This window comes from Acinetobacter sp. NIPH 817 (assembly GCF_000368405.1).
Classification (GTDB): Bacteria; Pseudomonadota; Gammaproteobacteria; order Pseudomonadales; family Moraxellaceae; genus Acinetobacter.
On the sequence record NZ_KB849420.1, the window covers coordinates 1884799 to 1902417 of the forward strand.

Below are 17619 nucleotides of genomic sequence, written 5' to 3' on the forward strand. Positions count from 1 at the left end.
CGCATCTTTTTGGAAATGGATTATGGAATTATTACACCGCTTTAAACCATGTAATTTAGCAATAGCAACATTATTAGGTTTTTTGACTAGCTCAAGTTTATGGGCAGCAGATACGGCTCAACAAAGCGAAGATGAATGGAAGTTCACGCTAAAGAATGCTTATATCAACCGTAATTTTGATAATGATGCGCTCAAAGATACGGGCAGTTGGTCTCAAGCCGCATCATTATTTTATAAATCGAAAATGCATGACACGCCACTGCAAATTGCAGACAAGCCCATTACCATTGGTGCTGATGCTTCTGTTCAATACGCCGTGCGCTTGAGTTCAGATAAACATGTTGCGGACACGGTTTTGCCTTTTAATAAGGAAACACAATCTCAGGCATCAGACTTTTTAAAATATGGTGCAACATTAAAGCTGGGCTATGACAAAACCCTTTTAAGTGTCGGTGAACTTTGGTTAGACCTGCCTGTAACGGCTGTGGATGCCAGTCGTCAATTGCTTGCTTCATATTGGGGAACCAATCTTAAGTCGCAACTTTCAGATCAGCTTTATGCAGAAATTGGCCGGGTTGAAAAAGTATCTCCACGTAATGAAGAAGACTTTAAAAAGTTTTCATTTACTGCAAATGGAGTTACTAAAGAATCTGATGGCTTAAATTACATAGATCTGCGATATCAATTCACACCGTCGCTAAAGGGCGAATATTACTTTGGTAATTTGGAAGACCTCTACAATAAACACTATGTAGGACTTGAGCATAATTGGAAACAACCTAATTTTGCGCTTACTTCCAAGTTTAAATACTTTAATGCAAAAGATGATGGCAATACTTTTGATATTGATGCACAAAACATTGGGGTGCTAGAGACTCTTAAAGTAAAAAACCATACCTTTGGTTTAGGTTACCAACAAATTATGGGTGAATCGGCTTATCCATTACCAGACGGTTTCTTGCCAGAAACGTACTTCATTAACTGGAATGCAACGGGTTTCTTTAAAGAAGACGAGAAGTCTTACCATGTGATGTATGGCTACGATTTTAAAGACTATGTACCGGGCCTAAATGCGATGGTGAAATATGTTTACGGCCATGATTTTAAAACAGCCAATGGTGAGAAAAACCATGAAACCGAGTCGAATGTGATTTTAAACTATGCGTTTCAACAGCCATTCTTAAAAGGCGTTGCCCTGCAATATATTCGGATTGATTACAACGTTAAACATGGCAATGACTTTGGTGAAGATCGCCTGTTTGTAAACTACACCAAAAAATTTTAATAACTTTTGATTCAATCTAAGCGGGCTAATTTTAGTCCGTTTTATTATTTTCGACCCATAAAAAAACGCTCTTACGAGCGTTTTTAATTAACTTTGCAACTTAAGCAACATGCTTTTGTACAACAATCGAACCTACTGAATAACCGGCACCGAAAGATGAAATCACGCCATACTCGCCATTATCTACTTCATGGCCTGTACGATGTAAAGCAATAATAACGCCTGCTGAAGAGGTATTGGCAAACTCATCCAGAATAATTGGGGCACGGCTTAGATCTGCCTCTTTACCAGCCACATATTTCAAGATTAGTTCATTCATGTTGGCATTGGCTTGATGTAACCAGAAGCGCTTAATATCGTTTGCAGTTAACTGCATTTTTTCCAACTGTGCATTAATGATTTTTGCTACGAGCGGACAAACATCTTTAAAGACTTTGCGGCCATCTTGACGGAATAACTTGTCATCAACTACTGCATCTTCACTACGGTTTAAGAAACCAAAGTTATTGCGAATATTGTTTGAAAATTGAGTAAATAAATGAATATCTAAGATTTCAAAACCAGTTTTAGTCGTGGTTTCTTCAATAATAGAAGCCGTTGCAACATCACCAAAAATGAAGTGACAATCACGGTTACGGTAGTCTAGGTGACCAGATGTAATCTCGACATTCACCAATAAAACACGACGAGCGCCTGAACGAATTGCATCTGCCGCTTGTTTCAAACCAAAAGTGGCAGCTGAACATGCAACGTTCATGTCATATGCATAACCTTGAATACCAAGTGCTGACTGAATTTCAATTGCAACTGCTGGATAAGCACGCTGCATGTTTGAGCATGCCAAAATTACAACATCGATATCTTCAGCAGTTACGCCTGCATTTTCCATTGCCTGCTTCGCAGCAATCACGCCCCACTCTGCTTGAAGTGAAAGTTCATCATTTGAACGTTCAGACAAACGAGGACGTAAACGTGTTGGATCGAGAATACCTGATTTCTCAATCACGTAACGGCGCTTAATACCAGACGCTTTTTCAATAAATTCAGCACTAGAACCACGTAACTCTTCTAGCTCACCTGCTGCAATTTTCTCTGCATTCTCTTGGTTATATTGTTCCACATAAGCATTTAAACTGTCGGCCAGTTCTTCATTAGAAATGATTTCTATTGGGTGAAATAACCCAGTACCTGTGATACGAATGCCCATGTAAAACTCCTAAAAAAATGAATAGGGTCTGTTAATCTTTCATTTATAAATTGCGTTGTAGGCTAAACAACAACATAAACAGACCCCGATCTATCTTAACTGATTCCCAAACGATCCCATAACTTTTGCAGTCGAGTTGGCGAAATAGGCATCTTGGTTTTCATCGGCTGAGAAAATAAAGAAATGCGGAATTCTTCCAACATCAAATACAATTCTTTGATTTTGGGATTGTTTTTGAATTTAAATACCTTGTCCATCCATGGATCGACATCATCAATAGCGGCATGATCTCGCTGTAGATTATTTGGCAATCGATCTAAACGCAATAGCAGTGCTTTTAAATATCGTGGATATTCCTGCCAAAGATCGACGGGTTGGCAGTAAACAAAATTGCTAAGTGACATTAAATCGAGTTGATCTTCAATATCATCAACACTACGGCCAAATATGTCTCGGTCAAGCACTAAAAGCTGACGGCGAATTTGCTGCCATTGAATATAAATATCACTTAATTGCTCAAGTGCTTGCTGACCATGACTCAAAAATTGCTTTTTGACCTGCTCGAGCAGTTTGTTAAATTCATCTGCATTAATTGGCAAAGTTGTAATTGTCATCTGCAACGTTGCATAGACCAACATCTGCTCAAGCTTAGCTTTATCACCCAAAGGTGAATAAGCCAACGCAAGCGGTTTTGAAATCTGCTTTTTCAACTGACGAACCAAGTCGCCAAGCTGCATATGGACCAGACGAATAATCCCTTCACGATGCTGTTTAATGGCTTCGGCCTGATCATTAAAGGTTTGAATAACAACGCCTGAGTCATCTTTAGCTTCAATTTCAGCAAAAGCTTTTGTCGGGACCAAAGCCTGATATTGTTTCACAACAACACCCGTCACTTTATGTGAAGCCTCAAAAGTAAAATTCTCAGGGAAGTTTTTAAACTCACCTTTTTGCTGTTTCACTGGACGATGTGTTTCTACACGGCAACGCGCTTTTAATTCAGGTAAATCACGGCCTTTTGCAATCAACTTACCTTTTTCATCAATAACCTTAATGAAAGGCACCAAATATGGATCAATGCGTTCAAACGAGAAATCTTTGTCAGTAATTTGCTCACCACGTAAGGCAAAAGCTAAATAACTAAAGATATGTTCACGTAAATGTACAGCATCAATGCCTTGCATGAGCTTACGAGCCGTATCAGGAATAGGCACTACATTACGACGCTTGTCTTTAGGTAAAGCTTTAAGTAAAGCCTCAATTAAATCTTGTCGCCACCCCGGAATTCCCCATGACCAGATATTTTCATCAACCTGAGGCAATGCCTGTACAGGAATTTGAACAGTCGCACCATCTTCATCATGGCTCGGGTCAAAATGATATGTCGTTGCTAAACGTAGCTGCCCATTGTGTAGATGATCTGGGAATTGCTGCGTTGTTGGTCGGTCATTGAGCCAGAGTGAATCATCTTCAATAAATAAATAGCGTGGGTTATTTGCTTCTACCGTCGCGCGCCAGTCTTCAAAACTACGACGGCTTGCGATTTCTTCGGGAATCTTAGAGGCATAAAACTGATAAATCGTTTCTTCATCGACCACTAAATCACGGCGACGCAATTTATCTTCAACTCGCTCCACTTCTTCAAGTTTAAGCAAGTTGTGTTTTAAAAATGGTGGGATCGTACCCAAATTACCAGTGGTTAATGCATCACGTAAGAAAATCTCATGAGCAGCAGGCTGGTCAACTTTTTCAAAATTAATTAAACGTTTTGGTTCAATAATTAAACCAAACAGCGAAATTTGCGCATATGCATTTACGATCCCAGCTTTCTTAGACCAATGCGGCTCAAAATAGTGATATTTTAATAAGTCACGTGCAGCAAGCAAAATCCATTCAGGGTCAATTTTGGCTAAAGTACGTAAGTACACTTGAGAGGTTTCGACCATCTCAAAAGCCATCACCCAAGAGGTATTGGTTTTGTGCAACGTACTTGCTGGAAAAACTTTAGCCTTTTGCTGACGCACTGCCATAAAGGTGTTGCGTTCATCAGTTTTATTAGCAATAAAAGATAATAAACCTGTCAGTAATGCACGGTGCAAGTTTTCGTAGTTTGCAGGTTTTTCATTAAAGCTGAGTTTTAAACCTTCTGCTAACTCAACTAATTGCTGGTGTGTCTGCTTCCACTCACGTAAACGTAACCAACTTAAGAAATTCTGCTTAGCAAACTGACGTCGTTTATTTTCAGACATGCCAGCTTCACCTTTAGGATTTAAAGTATCCCAAAGCTTCAAATAAAACAGAAAATCCGAATCGGCTTCTTTGAACAAAGCATGCTTTTGGTCAGCCTGCATTTGTTTGTCTGCCGGACGCTCACGCGGATCTTGCACTGCAAGCGCACTGACAACCACTAAAATTTCTTTGAGTACACCAAAGTGAGCACCGCCAACAATCATACGAGCGAGTCGTGGGTCAATTGGCATACGTGCCATCATTTGCCCGACTTTAGTCAGCTCATTTTTCTTCTCATTAAGTGCCCCTAACTCAATGAGTAACTTACGACCATCATTTACAAGTCGGAAATCTGGTGGCTCAATGAAGTCGAAGTTTTCTAGCTCACCTAAACCTAAACTGTGCATTTGTAAAATAACAGACGCTAAGTTAGTCCGTTTAATTTCAGGTTCGGTAAACTCAGGACGGCTTAAAAAGTCTTCTTCGCTATATAAACGAATACACACACCCGCCGCAATACGACCACAACGCCCTTTACGCTGATTGGCTGCGGCTTGAGAAATGGCTTCAATTGGTAAGCGTTGTACACGTGAGCGGTAGTTATAACGCGATATACGAGCAAAACCACTATCGATCACATAACGAATATTTGGAACCGTAAGTGCAGTTTCGGCTACGTTCGTCGCAATAATAATACGACGACCTTTTCCACCCGGACTAAAAATCTTTTGTTGTTCAGAAACAGCTAAGCGTGCATACAACGGTAAAATTTCAGTATGTCTTGGTCCGTACTTTTGCAACGTTTCCTGCAACTCGCGAATTTCTTGCTCTGTGCTTGAGAAAATCAGAATATCAGCATGTTCTGGGTGACCTTTTGCTTCTGCGTCAGCAAAGCATTCTTCTACTGCCTGTACGACTGCTCGAGGTAAGTTTTCTTCGAAATCATCAAACTCATCGTCATCACTGCCGACAATATTCATCTCTGAAATTGGACGATAAAGCACTTCGACAGGATAACTACGCCCTTCTACTTCAAAAACTGGTGCATCATTAAAGTAACTACTAAAACGATTTACATCTAAAGTTGCCGAAGTCACGATAACTTTTAAGTCTGGCCGTTTTGGCAGTAATTGCTTTAAATAACCCATAATAAAATCAATATTGAGTGAGCGTTCATGTGCCTCATCAATAATGATCGTGTCATATTTAGATAAAAAACGGTCATTGCCTAACTCGGCAAGCAAAATACCATCGGTCATTAACCGTACAATGGAATCTTGCGAACCTTGTTCATTAAAACGGATTTTAAAACCAATCGATTCGCCAAGCTTTTCGCCGACTTCTTCTGCAATACGCTGAGAAACACTACGTGCAGCTAAACGACGAGGCTGTGTATGGCCAATCATACCCGTTAAGCCACGACCTGCTAGCATTGCAATTTGAGGAAGCTGAGTGGTTTTACCTGAACCCGTCTCACCTGCCACAATAATGACCTGATGCTTTTGAATCGCATCAATTAAACGGTCAGCATATTGAGAAACAGGTAGTTCCTGATTCAGTTTAATTTTAGGTAGACGTTCAAATCGCTGTCTTACTTTGGCATTCGATTGTTCAAATAATTTTTCAATCTCTGCTGTATTGGCTTTTTTATCTTTACGCAAACGATTTAAACGGTAACGATCTCTCGCCATCACCCATTGATCTATATTTAAATCATTCTGCACAGACAAATTTTCCTGAAAATTCAACAATCCGCTATTTTACGCTTTAATGCTCTTCAGGTAAAACAGTTGGTTTTTTATATATTTTTAATTTTTTAAAATTTTACCCTTGAATTTTGACTCGCTAGACTTCATGTTGTTATGCAAGTTTCTTTTACGATAACTGTCATTTGATTTACATGTTTTTGCAGTCAAATCGAATACAGTATTTGGGGACCTAAAAATCGTAAATTTATCACTTATTCAATTTTCCGATTTTAGTCATGTAAAAATACTATTTCCCCAATAAAGAATTTTTATTTATTCTACATCTCGTAAACAAGTTTAAATATAAACCTCAATCATGGAGACAATGATGAGCTTGATTAATACTGAAGTTAAACCATTCCAAGCAACTGCTTACCACAACGGCCAATTTGTTGAAGTTAACGAAACTAACCTTAAAGGTAAGTGGTCTGTTGTATTCTTCTATCCAGCTGACTTCACTTTCGTTTGTCCAACTGAACTTGGTGACTTAGCTGACAACTACGCTGAATTCCAAAAACTTGGTGTTGAAATTTATGCTGTATCTACTGATACACACTTCACTCACAAAGCTTGGCACGACACTTCTGAAGAAATCAAAAAAATCCAATATCCATTAGTTGGTGACCCAACTTGGACTCTTTCTAAAAACTTCGACGTTCTTATTGAATCTGAAGGTTTAGCTGACCGTGGTACTTTCGTTATCGATCCAGAAGGTAAAATCCAAATCGTTGAACTTAACGCTGGTGGTATCGGCCGTGACGCGTCTGAACTTCTTCGTAAAGTAAAAGCTGCTCAATACGTACACGCTCACCCAGGTGAAGTTTGCCCAGCTAAATGGAAAGAAGGCGAAGCTACTCTTGCTCCATCTATCGACCTAGTTGGTAAAATCTAATTTTTTAGATTAGACCAATATGTCTGAAAACCACCCTTTTTAGGGTGGTTTTTTTATTGATTATTTTTATAAATCTAAGCCCTATTCTCTACTCAAATTATATAGCTAATTTTTTACAATTCTTATACTTATAAATTTATAGCAATATTCATTTATGAATTGTCAGCCTGCTTAACTTAGAGTACTGTCGAATTATGAAACAAAAGAGCTTTATATATGTATTAAAAGATCAAACAAAAGTAGGAGTAGTTATATGGAAAAATCTGTTGTTGTAACCTCTTGGAAATACGATGTTTCTTCACGCTATTTAAAAATTTTCTATAGCAATGGCTCAGGTGAGCTCTACCATCCAGTTCCAGAGTTTATCTACAATAATTTGTTACGTACCAATGATAAAACTGCATTTGTTCACAAATATCTTGAGTTTGATCTGCATTTTAACAGACTCCGTATTTCTGCTTAATCATAAAAATCAGCCCGCTGGGGCTGATCTGTTTTATATATTTTGGCTATTAAGCCGCGTCATTTTGCTCAATATATTTCTCTAGCATTTTTTCCTTCACATCAACATGCATATTGATTTTACTGAGGTCACCCTTATAGTGCTCGACAACGCGATCATCCATAATTTTTGACCACCAAGATGGAATAAATGCAGGCAAAATCATTGCACCATAACCTGCTGGTAATTGCGGCGCATCTTCAAAGTGACGTAAAGTCTGAAAGCTGCGAGTTGGATTGGCATGATGATCTGAATGGCGTTGTAATTGATACAAGAACAAATTAGTCACCACATTATTATTGTTCCAGCTGTGCTCTGGCAAAGTACGTTCATATTGGCCATTTTCTTTCTTTGCACGCTTTAAACCATAATGTTCAATGTAATTCACCGATTCAAACAAAGTTATTGCATACGCAGCTTGAGTAACTTGAAACGGGATCGAAGGCGTACCAAATTTCGCAAACATGGCTGCATGGTACATAGCCGACATTGCCCAGCCATGAATCAGCTCATTTTCCTTACAGAAGAAAGGCAATTTCTTACGTTCTAAACGATTTTTTTCAATTTCAATCGCTGATTTAAAGCTGCCAATTACTGTACGCGGTAAAAACTTCCAAAAGGTTTCACCAAATTGTGAAGATGCTGGGTCTTCAGGTGTCGCAACGCGGCGGTGGTGTCCATAAGGGTGTTCAATTCGAAAATGGTTATAACCCGATGGTGCTAACGCTAAATGCGATAAATAATGTTCAAGCTTCCCATTCTTGTGGCTAAGTTCATGTGCCGTATTAATGGCAATCCCATTAACCATTCCCACCAAAGTTCCAAGTAAAACCTGATCAGCAAGAGATGTATTTTTACGACTGGCTAAATATGCTCCATAGATATTGGTCGCGTATTGCAAAGGAATAAAAAGTTTAACAATGCGAGCGTAATACGGATCCGCTTCTAAATCCGCGATTGCATCTAATGGCGGATTTTCCTTGTCTTCCCCAATCAGTTTATCTAATGCAGGAATAACACCATGAATAAATAATGGCCCAAATGAAGCGAAGAATTTTTTAGTTTTTTTAGGACCAAATTGATAGCCTGCTAGCCCACCCATTGCAATGGTCGGTACAGCCAAACCCAGTAGCCATAAATGACGTTTCTTATCCTTAAATGTTGTTGTCGCTTGCTCGACATCCAGTTGAGTATGCATATTCATTAGAGACTCCAATCAAACACAAAATGTTTTGCTTGAATTGATTGTGCTCGTTCATAGCCCCTCTATATTATCATTTTAAGACTTGCTATTATCATTTTAAGACTTTGCTGAGTTTTTCTTATGCAGAAGCAACAGATTCCTGTTATTCCATCACGTTATTATTTACGACTGATTGAAATTTTAATCGGTACACATCAATACGATAATGATTTATTGAGAGCATTCCAAAAAGAACTGGCAAAGACAGAATTGCTATCGATTCAACAAATTGAACGATTCATTGAGATGGGTTTAAGTCTGCCCAATACGCAAGACCTTGCATTTGAACTGGGTAAAAATATAAAACTCAGTTCACATAGTCTGGTGGGTTATGCGCTAATGACCAGTCCTAATTTGGAACATGCACTTAGGCTTATTGCACAATATTTTAGACTGATTATGCCGAGTTTTAAGCTCAGCATTGGGTTTCTGACCAACCAGCAAAAGGTTGAACTATTATTTGAACCGATTTTGCAGATGAATAAGCAATGTTTGGCCTTTCATATTGAAGCGATTGCCGTGGCCTTTTACTACAGCCTGTTAGAATTAGCAGGTCAGCAATTACAACGCTACCAAGTGTATTTGAGTGTTCCAGAGCCTAGCTATCAAGAACGTTACATATCCCTAGTAAAAGCCAATTTCCACTTTAACTATACGTGGCTTTTAGGTATACGCGTGGTGATTGATCAGCAACAATTAGCACTGCCCTTGCCTTTAGCTGACGCACATAGTTTAAAAATAGTTGAACAACGCTGTCAGGAACAAATCCAGAAGATCTATCATCAAGGTGAAATTGTTGAATGGGTTAGCATGATGTTGCGGCAAGCTAATCAAGTCCCAACCCTAATGGAATGTGCCAGAGTATTAAATATTTCGACTAAAACTTTGCAACGCTATTTACAACAGCAAGGCGTCGAATTTCAAAATTTAAAGCAACAAATCAGCACTGAGCGCGCCATTGATTTATTAGAGAATTCTACTTTTACCATTACCCATATTGCCTATGAACTGGGCTACTCCAATCCTGCCAATTTCACTCGTGCATTTAATAAAGTAGAGGGCTGTAGTCCACAAGCTTATCGGCAAGAATATCTCAAAAAAGCGAACCTACTTCAGAACCACCATACATAAACCAGCACCTACGGGTAAAATACTGCTCATAAAATTTTCATCTTTTTTAATTAAAGCTAAGAATGAACTGACCTCAGCTGCATGTGAAATAACATTATCAATAATCAGCACGCCACCTTTTGGCTTCATTAAACGTTTTAAATCTGGCCAATAATTTTCATAAGCAGGACGCTCAGCATCTAACAAAATAAAATCGAAAGTTTCCTGAGCTTCTTTTAAATAGTCGGCGGCATCTCCTACCCAAAAATCAACGACTTCCTTTAATGCCAATTCTGTAACATGGCGCTTCGCCTCGGTACTACGATTGGCATCAATTTCAAGCGTGGTTACTTTTCCGTGAGTGGCTTGTGCCGCCTCAGCAAGCCATAAAGTAGAATAACCTGTTGAAGTCCCGATTTCTAAAATTGATTTGGCTTGCTGCATTCGAATAAATTGCGAAAGTAGTTTTGCAGACTCCGCCTCAATATTGCGATACCTCAGCAAACGATCTGCCTGCTGGGCATCATGTCGTTTAAAGGTGTCATATAAATCGGCAACTCTTTGTAAGAAAAAAGTATTTGGCATATATTCACCCTTTAAAATCGTTATTTTATATGAAAGCCGTTTGAGTTAAGTGCTTTGAATTAACTTAAAGCGCGGCACGATACTTCCATCAGCTATTTGAACCGTTTCAGTAAACATATCTAGCGGACGTACCCAAGTTGAATAGTCACCATAAAGACACTGATAAACGACTAATTCTTCTTCAGTCTCGCTGTGTTTTGCCACAGAAAAAACTTGATAGAGATTACCTTTATAATGCTGATAAATGCCGCGTTGCAATGACATGAAAGTACCTTTTAATGTTATGACATAAAATCTTTACAGCCATATAACATATATAAATTTTTAAATACTTTCACTTTAAAACGCTACAAAAGCTAAAAAAGTGGATTTTAAAGATAAATTCTTGATCTTATTTATGAATGTTTTTAATAATTCAAAAAACCGATCAAATATATAAAAACATACTGTTTCACCTATTTTGTGTTTTAACGTACTATGCATCTATTGAAAGAATTTGGATGCATTGGAGTAAAAACAGATGTTAGATCAAAACATTAAAACTCAATTAAAAGCTTACTTAGAACGTTTAGAAAGTCCAATCGAATTAGTGGCTGCTTTAGATGAATCAGATAAAGCTGCTCAAATTAAAGAGCTGGTGAGTGAAATCGCCGAGCTTTCTGACCAAGTCACTGCCCGTTTTGATGGCAACAATACACGTCGTCCAAGCTTTGGTGTGGCTAAAGTAGGTGAACAACCTCGTGTGTTCTTTGCAGGCTTACCAATGGGCCATGAGTTTACATCTTTGATCTTGGCTCTGTTACAAGTGTCTGGCTATGCACCTAAAGTGTCAAATGAAGTGCTCAACCAGATTAAAGGCTTAAACCTCAAAGCCAACTTTGATGTGTTTGTATCGCTAAGCTGTCATAACTGTCCGGATGTGGTACAGGCGCTTAACCTGATCGCAATTTATAATCCGAACACCACAGCTACCATGATTGATGGTTCATTCTTCCAAGACGAAGTTGAACAACGCAAAATCATGGCTGTACCAATGGTATTCCAAGACAATGAACACATTGGTCAAGGTCGTATGACCCTTGAAGAAATTGTGGCAAAACTTGACACCAACTCAGCTGAAAAAGATGCAGCAGCACTCAATGCCAAAGATGCTTTTGATGTATTAGTGATTGGTGGTGGTCCTGCGGGTGCAACAGCAGCAATCTATGCAGCACGTAAGGGCATTAACACAGGTATCGTGGCTGAACGCTTCGGTGGTCAGGTGATGGATACCATGGACATTGAAAACTTCACGTCTGTACAAAAGACTCAAGGTCCTAAGTTTGCTGCTGAAATGGAAGCACACGTTCGTGAATACGATGTCGATATCATGAACCTGCAACGTGTTAGCAAAATCACAGGTGCCAACCAAACTGCAAATGGTCTGGTTGAAGTTGAACTTGAAAACGGTGCAAAACTTGAATCAAAAACTGTGATCCTTTCAACAGGTGCACGTTGGAGAGAAATGAATGTACCGGGTGAGCAAGAATACCGTACCCGTGGTGTCGCGTACTGCCCACACTGTGATGGTCCATTGTTCAAAGGCAAACGTGTTGCGGTAATTGGTGGCGGTAACTCAGGCGTTGAAGCTGCGATTGACCTTGCAGGAATTGTTGAGCATGTGACTTTGGTTGAGTTCGATACCAAACTTCGTGCAGACCAAGTGTTGCAAAACAAACTGCATAGCTTGCCAAACACAACAGTGATTATGAATGCCTTAAGTACAGAAGTGTTGGGTGATGGCTCACAAGTGACTGGTCTTAAATATAAAGACCGTGCGACTGATGAAGAGCATGTAGTCGAGCTAGCAGGGATCTTTGTACAGATTGGTTTATTGCCAAATACTGACTTCTTAAAAGACAGTGAAGTTGAGTTAACCAACCGTGGTGAGATCATTGTCAATGATCGCAACGAAACCAATGTCAAAGGTGTATTTGCTGCAGGTGACTGTACGACTGTACCTTACAAGCAAATCATTATTGCTACAGGTGAAGGTGCTAAAGCATCACTCTCTGCGTTTGATTACATCATCCGTTCTGGGCAATAAAATCAGTCAAATTATTATTGTTTAGTTCAAGCCTAGCATTACAAAATGCTAGGCTTTTTTAATATTGGAGTTACAACTCTTTAACAATTTTCGATCTTTATTAATCAGTTAGTTTATGTTTATATTTTAGACATCCATATTTGGATGCCATGAATTAGAAGGAAAAACACAATGAATAAATTACTTGTTGCTTTAGGTCTTGCTGCGACCGTTGCCCTTGTTGGATGTAATAAAGATAAAGCTCCAGAAACAGGTGCGACAACGGGTGAACACTTAGAAAATGCCGCTCAACAAGCAAGTGCTGATATTAAGTCTGCTGGTGATAAAGCTGCTAATGATATTGCAACTGCAACAGACAACGCTTCAAACAAAATTGATGCTGCTGCTGACCACGCTGCTGATGCAACCGCTGAAGCTGCTGCAAAAACTGAAGCAACTGCCCGTAAGGCAACTGCTGATACAGCTCAAGCTGTTGAAAATACCGCTGCTGAAGTGAAAAAAGATGCTCAACACTAATCTCTAAAAATAAAAAAGCCCCTGTTTAAACAGGGGCTTTTTTTAAACCTAAAAACTACTTATGAAATTAGACCTTCATCACGCATCGCAATTTGTACAGATTGACGTTCTGCAACTTTATTACGTAGCGCAATAATATGTTTATATGGTGTTAAGTCATGCTCAATTGAGTTTGACCAATTTGTTAAAACAAATAGATAAGCATCTGCTGGGCCAAAATTATCATTTACGAGATAATCATAATCAGACTCAGCCAAATAGTTATCGATATATTTTAAAAGACGATCAATTTCTGCATAAGCTTTGGTTTTTTCATCAGCTGTTAACGGCGCCCCGAAGAATACAGCATAAGCATCATGTAATTCAGAGTTCAAATATCCCAACCATTCCAATACTTTCGCACGGCCCATCCCTGATGGAGGAATCAAATCTTGTTTAGGGTCATGCTGAGCAAGGAACGGTAAAATCGCCACATTTTCAGTTAACATTAAACCCGGATTAATTTCTAAAGCTGGTACATATCCTTTTGGATTAATCTCGTAATAATCTGCGCCTTTTTCTGTTTTATGAGTTTTTAAATTTACCCGTTCTAAGTCAAAATCAACATTAATTTCATTTAAAATAATATGTGCAGCTAAAGAACATGCGCCTGGCGAATAATATAATTTCATATCTGATCCTTGTTATCTCATATTAACGTTTTAAATTGCTTCTAGAAAACCTGCAAGGTTTGCACAATTCTTTAATTGTAAAAAAGCGTAAACTTATAAAATACTTACACCATCTAATATTCTTGAAAAAGTTATTCCTTGCAAGTTGTCTTGCGTGACGATTGTTTAAAATATGATAAAACACATTTGCGTCACGCAATTTTTCCGTTAATTACGCTTAAAAAGCTGACTAAGCCAATTCATTAATTCAGTTAAGAAATCAAAAATACCGTTTTTCTTATCATCATCAGGATGGCTTAAGTCTTTTCCATTTAAATCTAGATCGACAATTACAGGGTCATGATCTGAAGAACGATAAGCATCTTCACCATAGAACAATGTCTTTTGCTCATCAGTTTTATATTCTTCGTTGTAGTCTAAAGCTGTTGGCTCATCTGCATTGATATGCCATGCAAAGGTTCTTACCACTTTTGGATATAAAGAGGCATCCGCAATTGCATGGTCTAAGTTACCTGCTCCACCATTACCATTGGCATCACTTGCAACACCAAAAACATAGCTATATGCCTGAGCCCCTTGCCCTACCTTGGCGTCATTCAGCAAAACTTTGTAGTTCGCTTTTTCAAATGACAAAATTGGTTCTTCTTTTGCATAGCTGTTCATATCTCCGACAAGTAAAGCATTTTGCTTAGGCACTTGAGTCGGATTTTTCGCTAACCACTGCACAATTTGATCAACTGCTTTTACACGAGTCGGGTTCCAGCAACCTTGCCCATCTTTCTGGTCTGCATCACTTGAGTTAGCATCAACTCCGCTACAGCTTTTCGATTTCAAGTGGTTTGGAATAACAGTAAACGTTTTATTGCCACGAACGGCTTGGAAACTTTGCGCCAATGTTGTTCGGTTCTTGTCGCCTAAATCAAGCACAACAGGTTTATTTAAAGGCTTAACACGCTTGCTGTTATAAATAATAGCAACCGCAATTGCATCGCCACCTAAACGGTCTAAGTTTTCAGGAACAACGTACTTCCAATCGCTACCTAAAGCACTCGTTAAATGAGCTATTGCACTGTTAGGCCCATAACCATTGTTCGCAATTTCCATTAAACCATACACATCGGCATCAATCGCTTTGAGCGCACTCACAATTTTACGATGCTGTTTATCAAACTCAGCTTGTGTCGTTGCGCCGCGCTCTGTTGGGAAACCAGTTGCACCATTGTCATAGTTCAAAACATTAAATGAAGCTACGCGAATGTGATTAGCATTTTTGGTAATGACACTTTGACGTGGGTTTGTTTGAGTAATCACTTCAGGTTGATTACGCCCAAGTACAGGTTGCACACGCCAACCATTAAAACGGTATTCCAAAATACCTTCAGCATTTTTAAGTTGATAACCCGAACGTAGCGTATTGGCAGCGCTAAAATTTGTCGGTAACCACGGAGTACGGTTTTGATTGTTATAGCCATCGTCAAAAATAATTTTCGACAGTAAGTTTTTCTGGGCTAGAGCTTTAGCTTCAGGAGATAACGCTGGGTATAAATTGGTTGGAATATATAAGCGACCTAGGCTTAGAGATAGTTCACCATAACGACCATAATTGTAGTTCTCGCTCACCGTCAAAGTCTGAGGTAATTTGACCAACATACCTTGATAACGCTGCGGTGAATTAATTGAGCCACCCGTTAAACTAGCAAACGGAAGTTCAAGGTTAATCGGCTGAACTTGATTTGCCATATTGCTATTACAGGCTTGAATATCTTGTTGTAATTGATCTAATTGTAATTGGCTTTGATAAGACGTTAAACGACCACGCAAAATAACTTCATCGCCAACTTGCCCACCTTTCACGGCACTACTATTCGGAATATAAACAAAAATGGCATTGCTGACATTTGCACGTGCTTTCGTATCAGGTGTTTGAACATAAAAACCTGAGAAACCATTGGCATAACGATAGTCGGCAGTAATCACCCCACGTATGGTATAAGTCTGGTTTTGCGCTGCGGTTGCTAAATCAGCAATTGGTGTATCGGGGCTTGAACAACTCACTGTTTCAACAGGTGGCTGTGTTATAGAACTCGATAAATTTGAAAAGTCATTTCGGTTTGTCCAAGCTGACCATGAACGATCCAAATCAAATGCTGCGGTTGCATCAATACTTAAAGCAGGGTTCTCAGTTTCAATACGCTTAAAACTATTTCCCAAGCTTGAAACGGCTGTTCCCCATCCAGCAGCTGGGCGTTCACCAATACGGCCAAAACGGTCTACAGGCGTACCTTTATAAACAAGTACAACCGCATCATCACCATTAAAAGATAAAGCAGCGACCTGATTTACTTTACTTCCAAGCTCAGTTTGTAACTCTGAGCGCCCCACTAAAAACTTCTGCTTACTCGCGAGCGTGCCTTGTAAACGAAAAGCCACAGTCTTTGCTGTACCACCATTATTAAATTGTTGAATCTCATAATCAGATAAATTAACTGTAGCGCCGTCTGGATTATAGATTTCCAAACCTTTGCGGTTACTACTGCCGTCAACATATTGACTAAACATGAGCTGTGCTTGTGCCCAAGGACTATAGGTAAAAGCACCCAGTGCCCCTAATAGCACAAAAAGTGTGCGTAATTGAAAAGTTTTCATGAGTAAATATGTTCATTTGAAATTTATATAGATTCTTAGATTAAATATTGAACATGACATCTGCATGAAGAAAAACACCGAAACATTTGACTTGACCACATGAAGACTTAAAATACCGCATTTGAATTTCAATATTGCCAAGGTTATGTCGATCGATCAGTTAGAAACGCAAATTGCAGACTTAGACAATTTGCCTGAACACCGTGAAATTGTGACGTTTATGCGTCGTTCAGCACCCCTTAATACGTCTCAACGCACGGCATTAGAACAACATCGCGATTTAATTTTGGAATATCCTGTTGGTGACTTACGCCAACACTTCGAACATCCAGAACGTCCTTTAACTGTTGAAATCGGTTTTGGTATGGGTCGTTCATTAGTGCTTATGGCAAAAGCGAACCCTGAACGTAACTATGTAGGTATTGAAGTCCACGTACCTGGTATTGCTCAGTGTCTTTATGAAGCAGGTATGGCGGAACTTAAAAACTTACGTGTACTTGATGCAGACGCAATTCAGGTTTTACGTGAAATGCCAGACAACAGCATTAACTGCGTACAACTTTATTTCCCAGATCCTTGGCAAAAGAAACGTCATTTCAAACGCCGTTTTGTTATTCATGAACGTATGCAATTGGTTGAACAAAAACTTGAGCTTGGTGGCACATTCCACGCAGCAACAGATTGGGAACCGTATGCTGATTGGATGTTAGATGTACTAGACAACCGTCCAAACTTGGAAAACTTGGCGGGTAAAGGCAACAGTTACCCTCGTCCAGATTGGCGTCCAGTGACTAAGTTCGAACGCCGTGGCATCGAGTCAGGTCATAAAATTAATGACTTTATCTTTAAAAAGATTAAGTAAAATTTGACTACTAAAGACAAAAATGAAGGCATTAAAT

Annotated in this window: 14 protein-coding genes; 7 read left to right on the forward strand and 7 right to left on the reverse strand. The window is 39.1% G+C overall.

Features of this window, described 5'->3' with window-relative positions:
- Nucleotides 1-22 precede the first annotated feature (22 nt).
- Complete coding sequence (locus tag F968_RS12585; protein ID WP_004793622.1) at nt 23-1285, forward strand: OprD family outer membrane porin; 1263 nt, start codon at nt 23-25, stop codon at nt 1283-1285.
- 100 nt (nt 1286-1385) lie between these two features.
- Here the strand turns inward: F968_RS12585 and F968_RS12590 are convergent, their stop codons facing one another.
- Together F968_RS12590 and hrpA are read right to left on the reverse strand one after the other, a co-directional pair.
- A complete protein-coding gene (locus tag F968_RS12590) occupies nt 1386-2492 on the reverse strand; it encodes a beta-ketoacyl-ACP synthase III (RefSeq protein WP_004793623.1) in 1107 nt (368 codons plus the stop codon).
- A 95-nt stretch (nt 2493-2587) separates the two neighbouring features.
- The gene (gene hrpA, locus F968_RS12595; protein WP_004793624.1) at nt 2588-6445 is read right to left on the reverse strand and encodes an ATP-dependent RNA helicase HrpA; all 3858 of its coding nucleotides are present in this window, start codon (nt 6443-6445) and stop codon (nt 2588-2590) included.
- Nucleotides 6446-6797: 352 nt separating this feature from the next.
- Here hrpA and ahpC point away from each other — a divergent pair, with 352 nt between their 5' ends.
- On the forward strand, nt 6798-7361 hold the full coding sequence (gene ahpC, locus F968_RS12600; RefSeq protein WP_003652649.1) for an alkyl hydroperoxide reductase subunit C: 564 nt from the start codon (nt 6798-6800) through the stop codon (nt 7359-7361).
- Nucleotides 7362-7614: 253 nt separating this feature from the next.
- Nucleotides 7615-7824 carry a KTSC domain-containing protein gene (locus tag F968_RS12605; protein WP_004793625.1) on the forward strand — a complete coding sequence of 70 codons (210 nt, stop codon included), beginning with the start codon at nt 7615-7617 and terminating at the stop codon, nt 7822-7824.
- Between the two features lie 49 nt (nt 7825-7873).
- On the opposite strand, the gene F968_RS12610 is transcribed toward F968_RS12605, so the two are convergent.
- Nucleotides 7874-9067: an alkane 1-monooxygenase gene (locus F968_RS12610; protein WP_004793627.1), complete on the reverse strand. Its 1194-nt coding sequence runs from the start codon at nt 9065-9067 to the stop codon at nt 7874-7876.
- Between the two features lie 120 nt (nt 9068-9187).
- On the opposite strand from F968_RS12610, the gene F968_RS12615 reads away from it, so the two are divergent.
- Nucleotides 9188-10237, forward strand: coding sequence for a helix-turn-helix domain-containing protein (locus F968_RS12615; RefSeq protein WP_004793628.1), 1050 nt, complete (start codon nt 9188-9190; stop codon nt 10235-10237).
- On the opposite strand, the gene F968_RS12620 is transcribed toward F968_RS12615, so the two are convergent.
- Nucleotides 10214-10801: an O-methyltransferase gene (locus F968_RS12620; RefSeq protein WP_004793630.1), complete on the reverse strand. Its 588-nt coding sequence runs from the start codon at nt 10799-10801 to the stop codon at nt 10214-10216. The genes F968_RS12615 and F968_RS12620 overlap by 24 nt on opposite strands.
- Nucleotides 10802-10846: 45 nt before the next feature.
- Nucleotides 10847-11065, reverse strand: coding sequence for a DUF1653 domain-containing protein (locus F968_RS12625; RefSeq protein ID WP_004793632.1), 219 nt, complete (start codon nt 11063-11065; stop codon nt 10847-10849).
- 256 nt (nt 11066-11321) lie between these two features.
- Between F968_RS12625 and ahpF the strand changes: the two genes are divergently transcribed.
- Both ahpF and F968_RS12635 read left to right on the forward strand, forming a co-directional pair.
- The gene (gene ahpF, locus F968_RS12630) at nt 11322-12887 is read left to right on the forward strand and encodes an alkyl hydroperoxide reductase subunit F (RefSeq protein ID WP_004793633.1); all 1566 of its coding nucleotides are present in this window, start codon (nt 11322-11324) and stop codon (nt 12885-12887) included.
- A 171-nt stretch (nt 12888-13058) separates the two neighbouring features.
- The gene (locus tag F968_RS12635; RefSeq protein WP_004793635.1) at nt 13059-13403 is read left to right on the forward strand and encodes a hypothetical protein; all 345 of its coding nucleotides are present in this window, start codon (nt 13059-13061) and stop codon (nt 13401-13403) included.
- A gap of 59 nt (nt 13404-13462) precedes the next feature.
- Here F968_RS12635 and F968_RS12640 read toward each other — a convergent pair whose 3' ends face one another.
- Both F968_RS12640 and F968_RS12645 read right to left on the reverse strand, forming a co-directional pair.
- Nucleotides 13463-14074 carry a glutathione binding-like protein gene (locus F968_RS12640; protein WP_004793637.1) on the reverse strand — a complete coding sequence of 204 codons (612 nt, stop codon included), beginning with the start codon at nt 14072-14074 and terminating at the stop codon, nt 13463-13465.
- 207 nt (nt 14075-14281) lie between these two features.
- The gene (locus F968_RS12645; protein ID WP_004793639.1) at nt 14282-16720 is read right to left on the reverse strand and encodes an ExeM/NucH family extracellular endonuclease; all 2439 of its coding nucleotides are present in this window, start codon (nt 16718-16720) and stop codon (nt 14282-14284) included.
- Between the two features lie 145 nt (nt 16721-16865).
- Between F968_RS12645 and trmB the strand changes: the two genes are divergently transcribed.
- Nucleotides 16866-17582: a tRNA (guanosine(46)-N7)-methyltransferase TrmB gene (gene trmB / locus F968_RS12650; protein ID WP_004793641.1), complete on the forward strand. Its 717-nt coding sequence runs from the start codon at nt 16866-16868 to the stop codon at nt 17580-17582.
- The last annotated feature ends 37 nt before the right edge of the window (nt 17583-17619 follow it).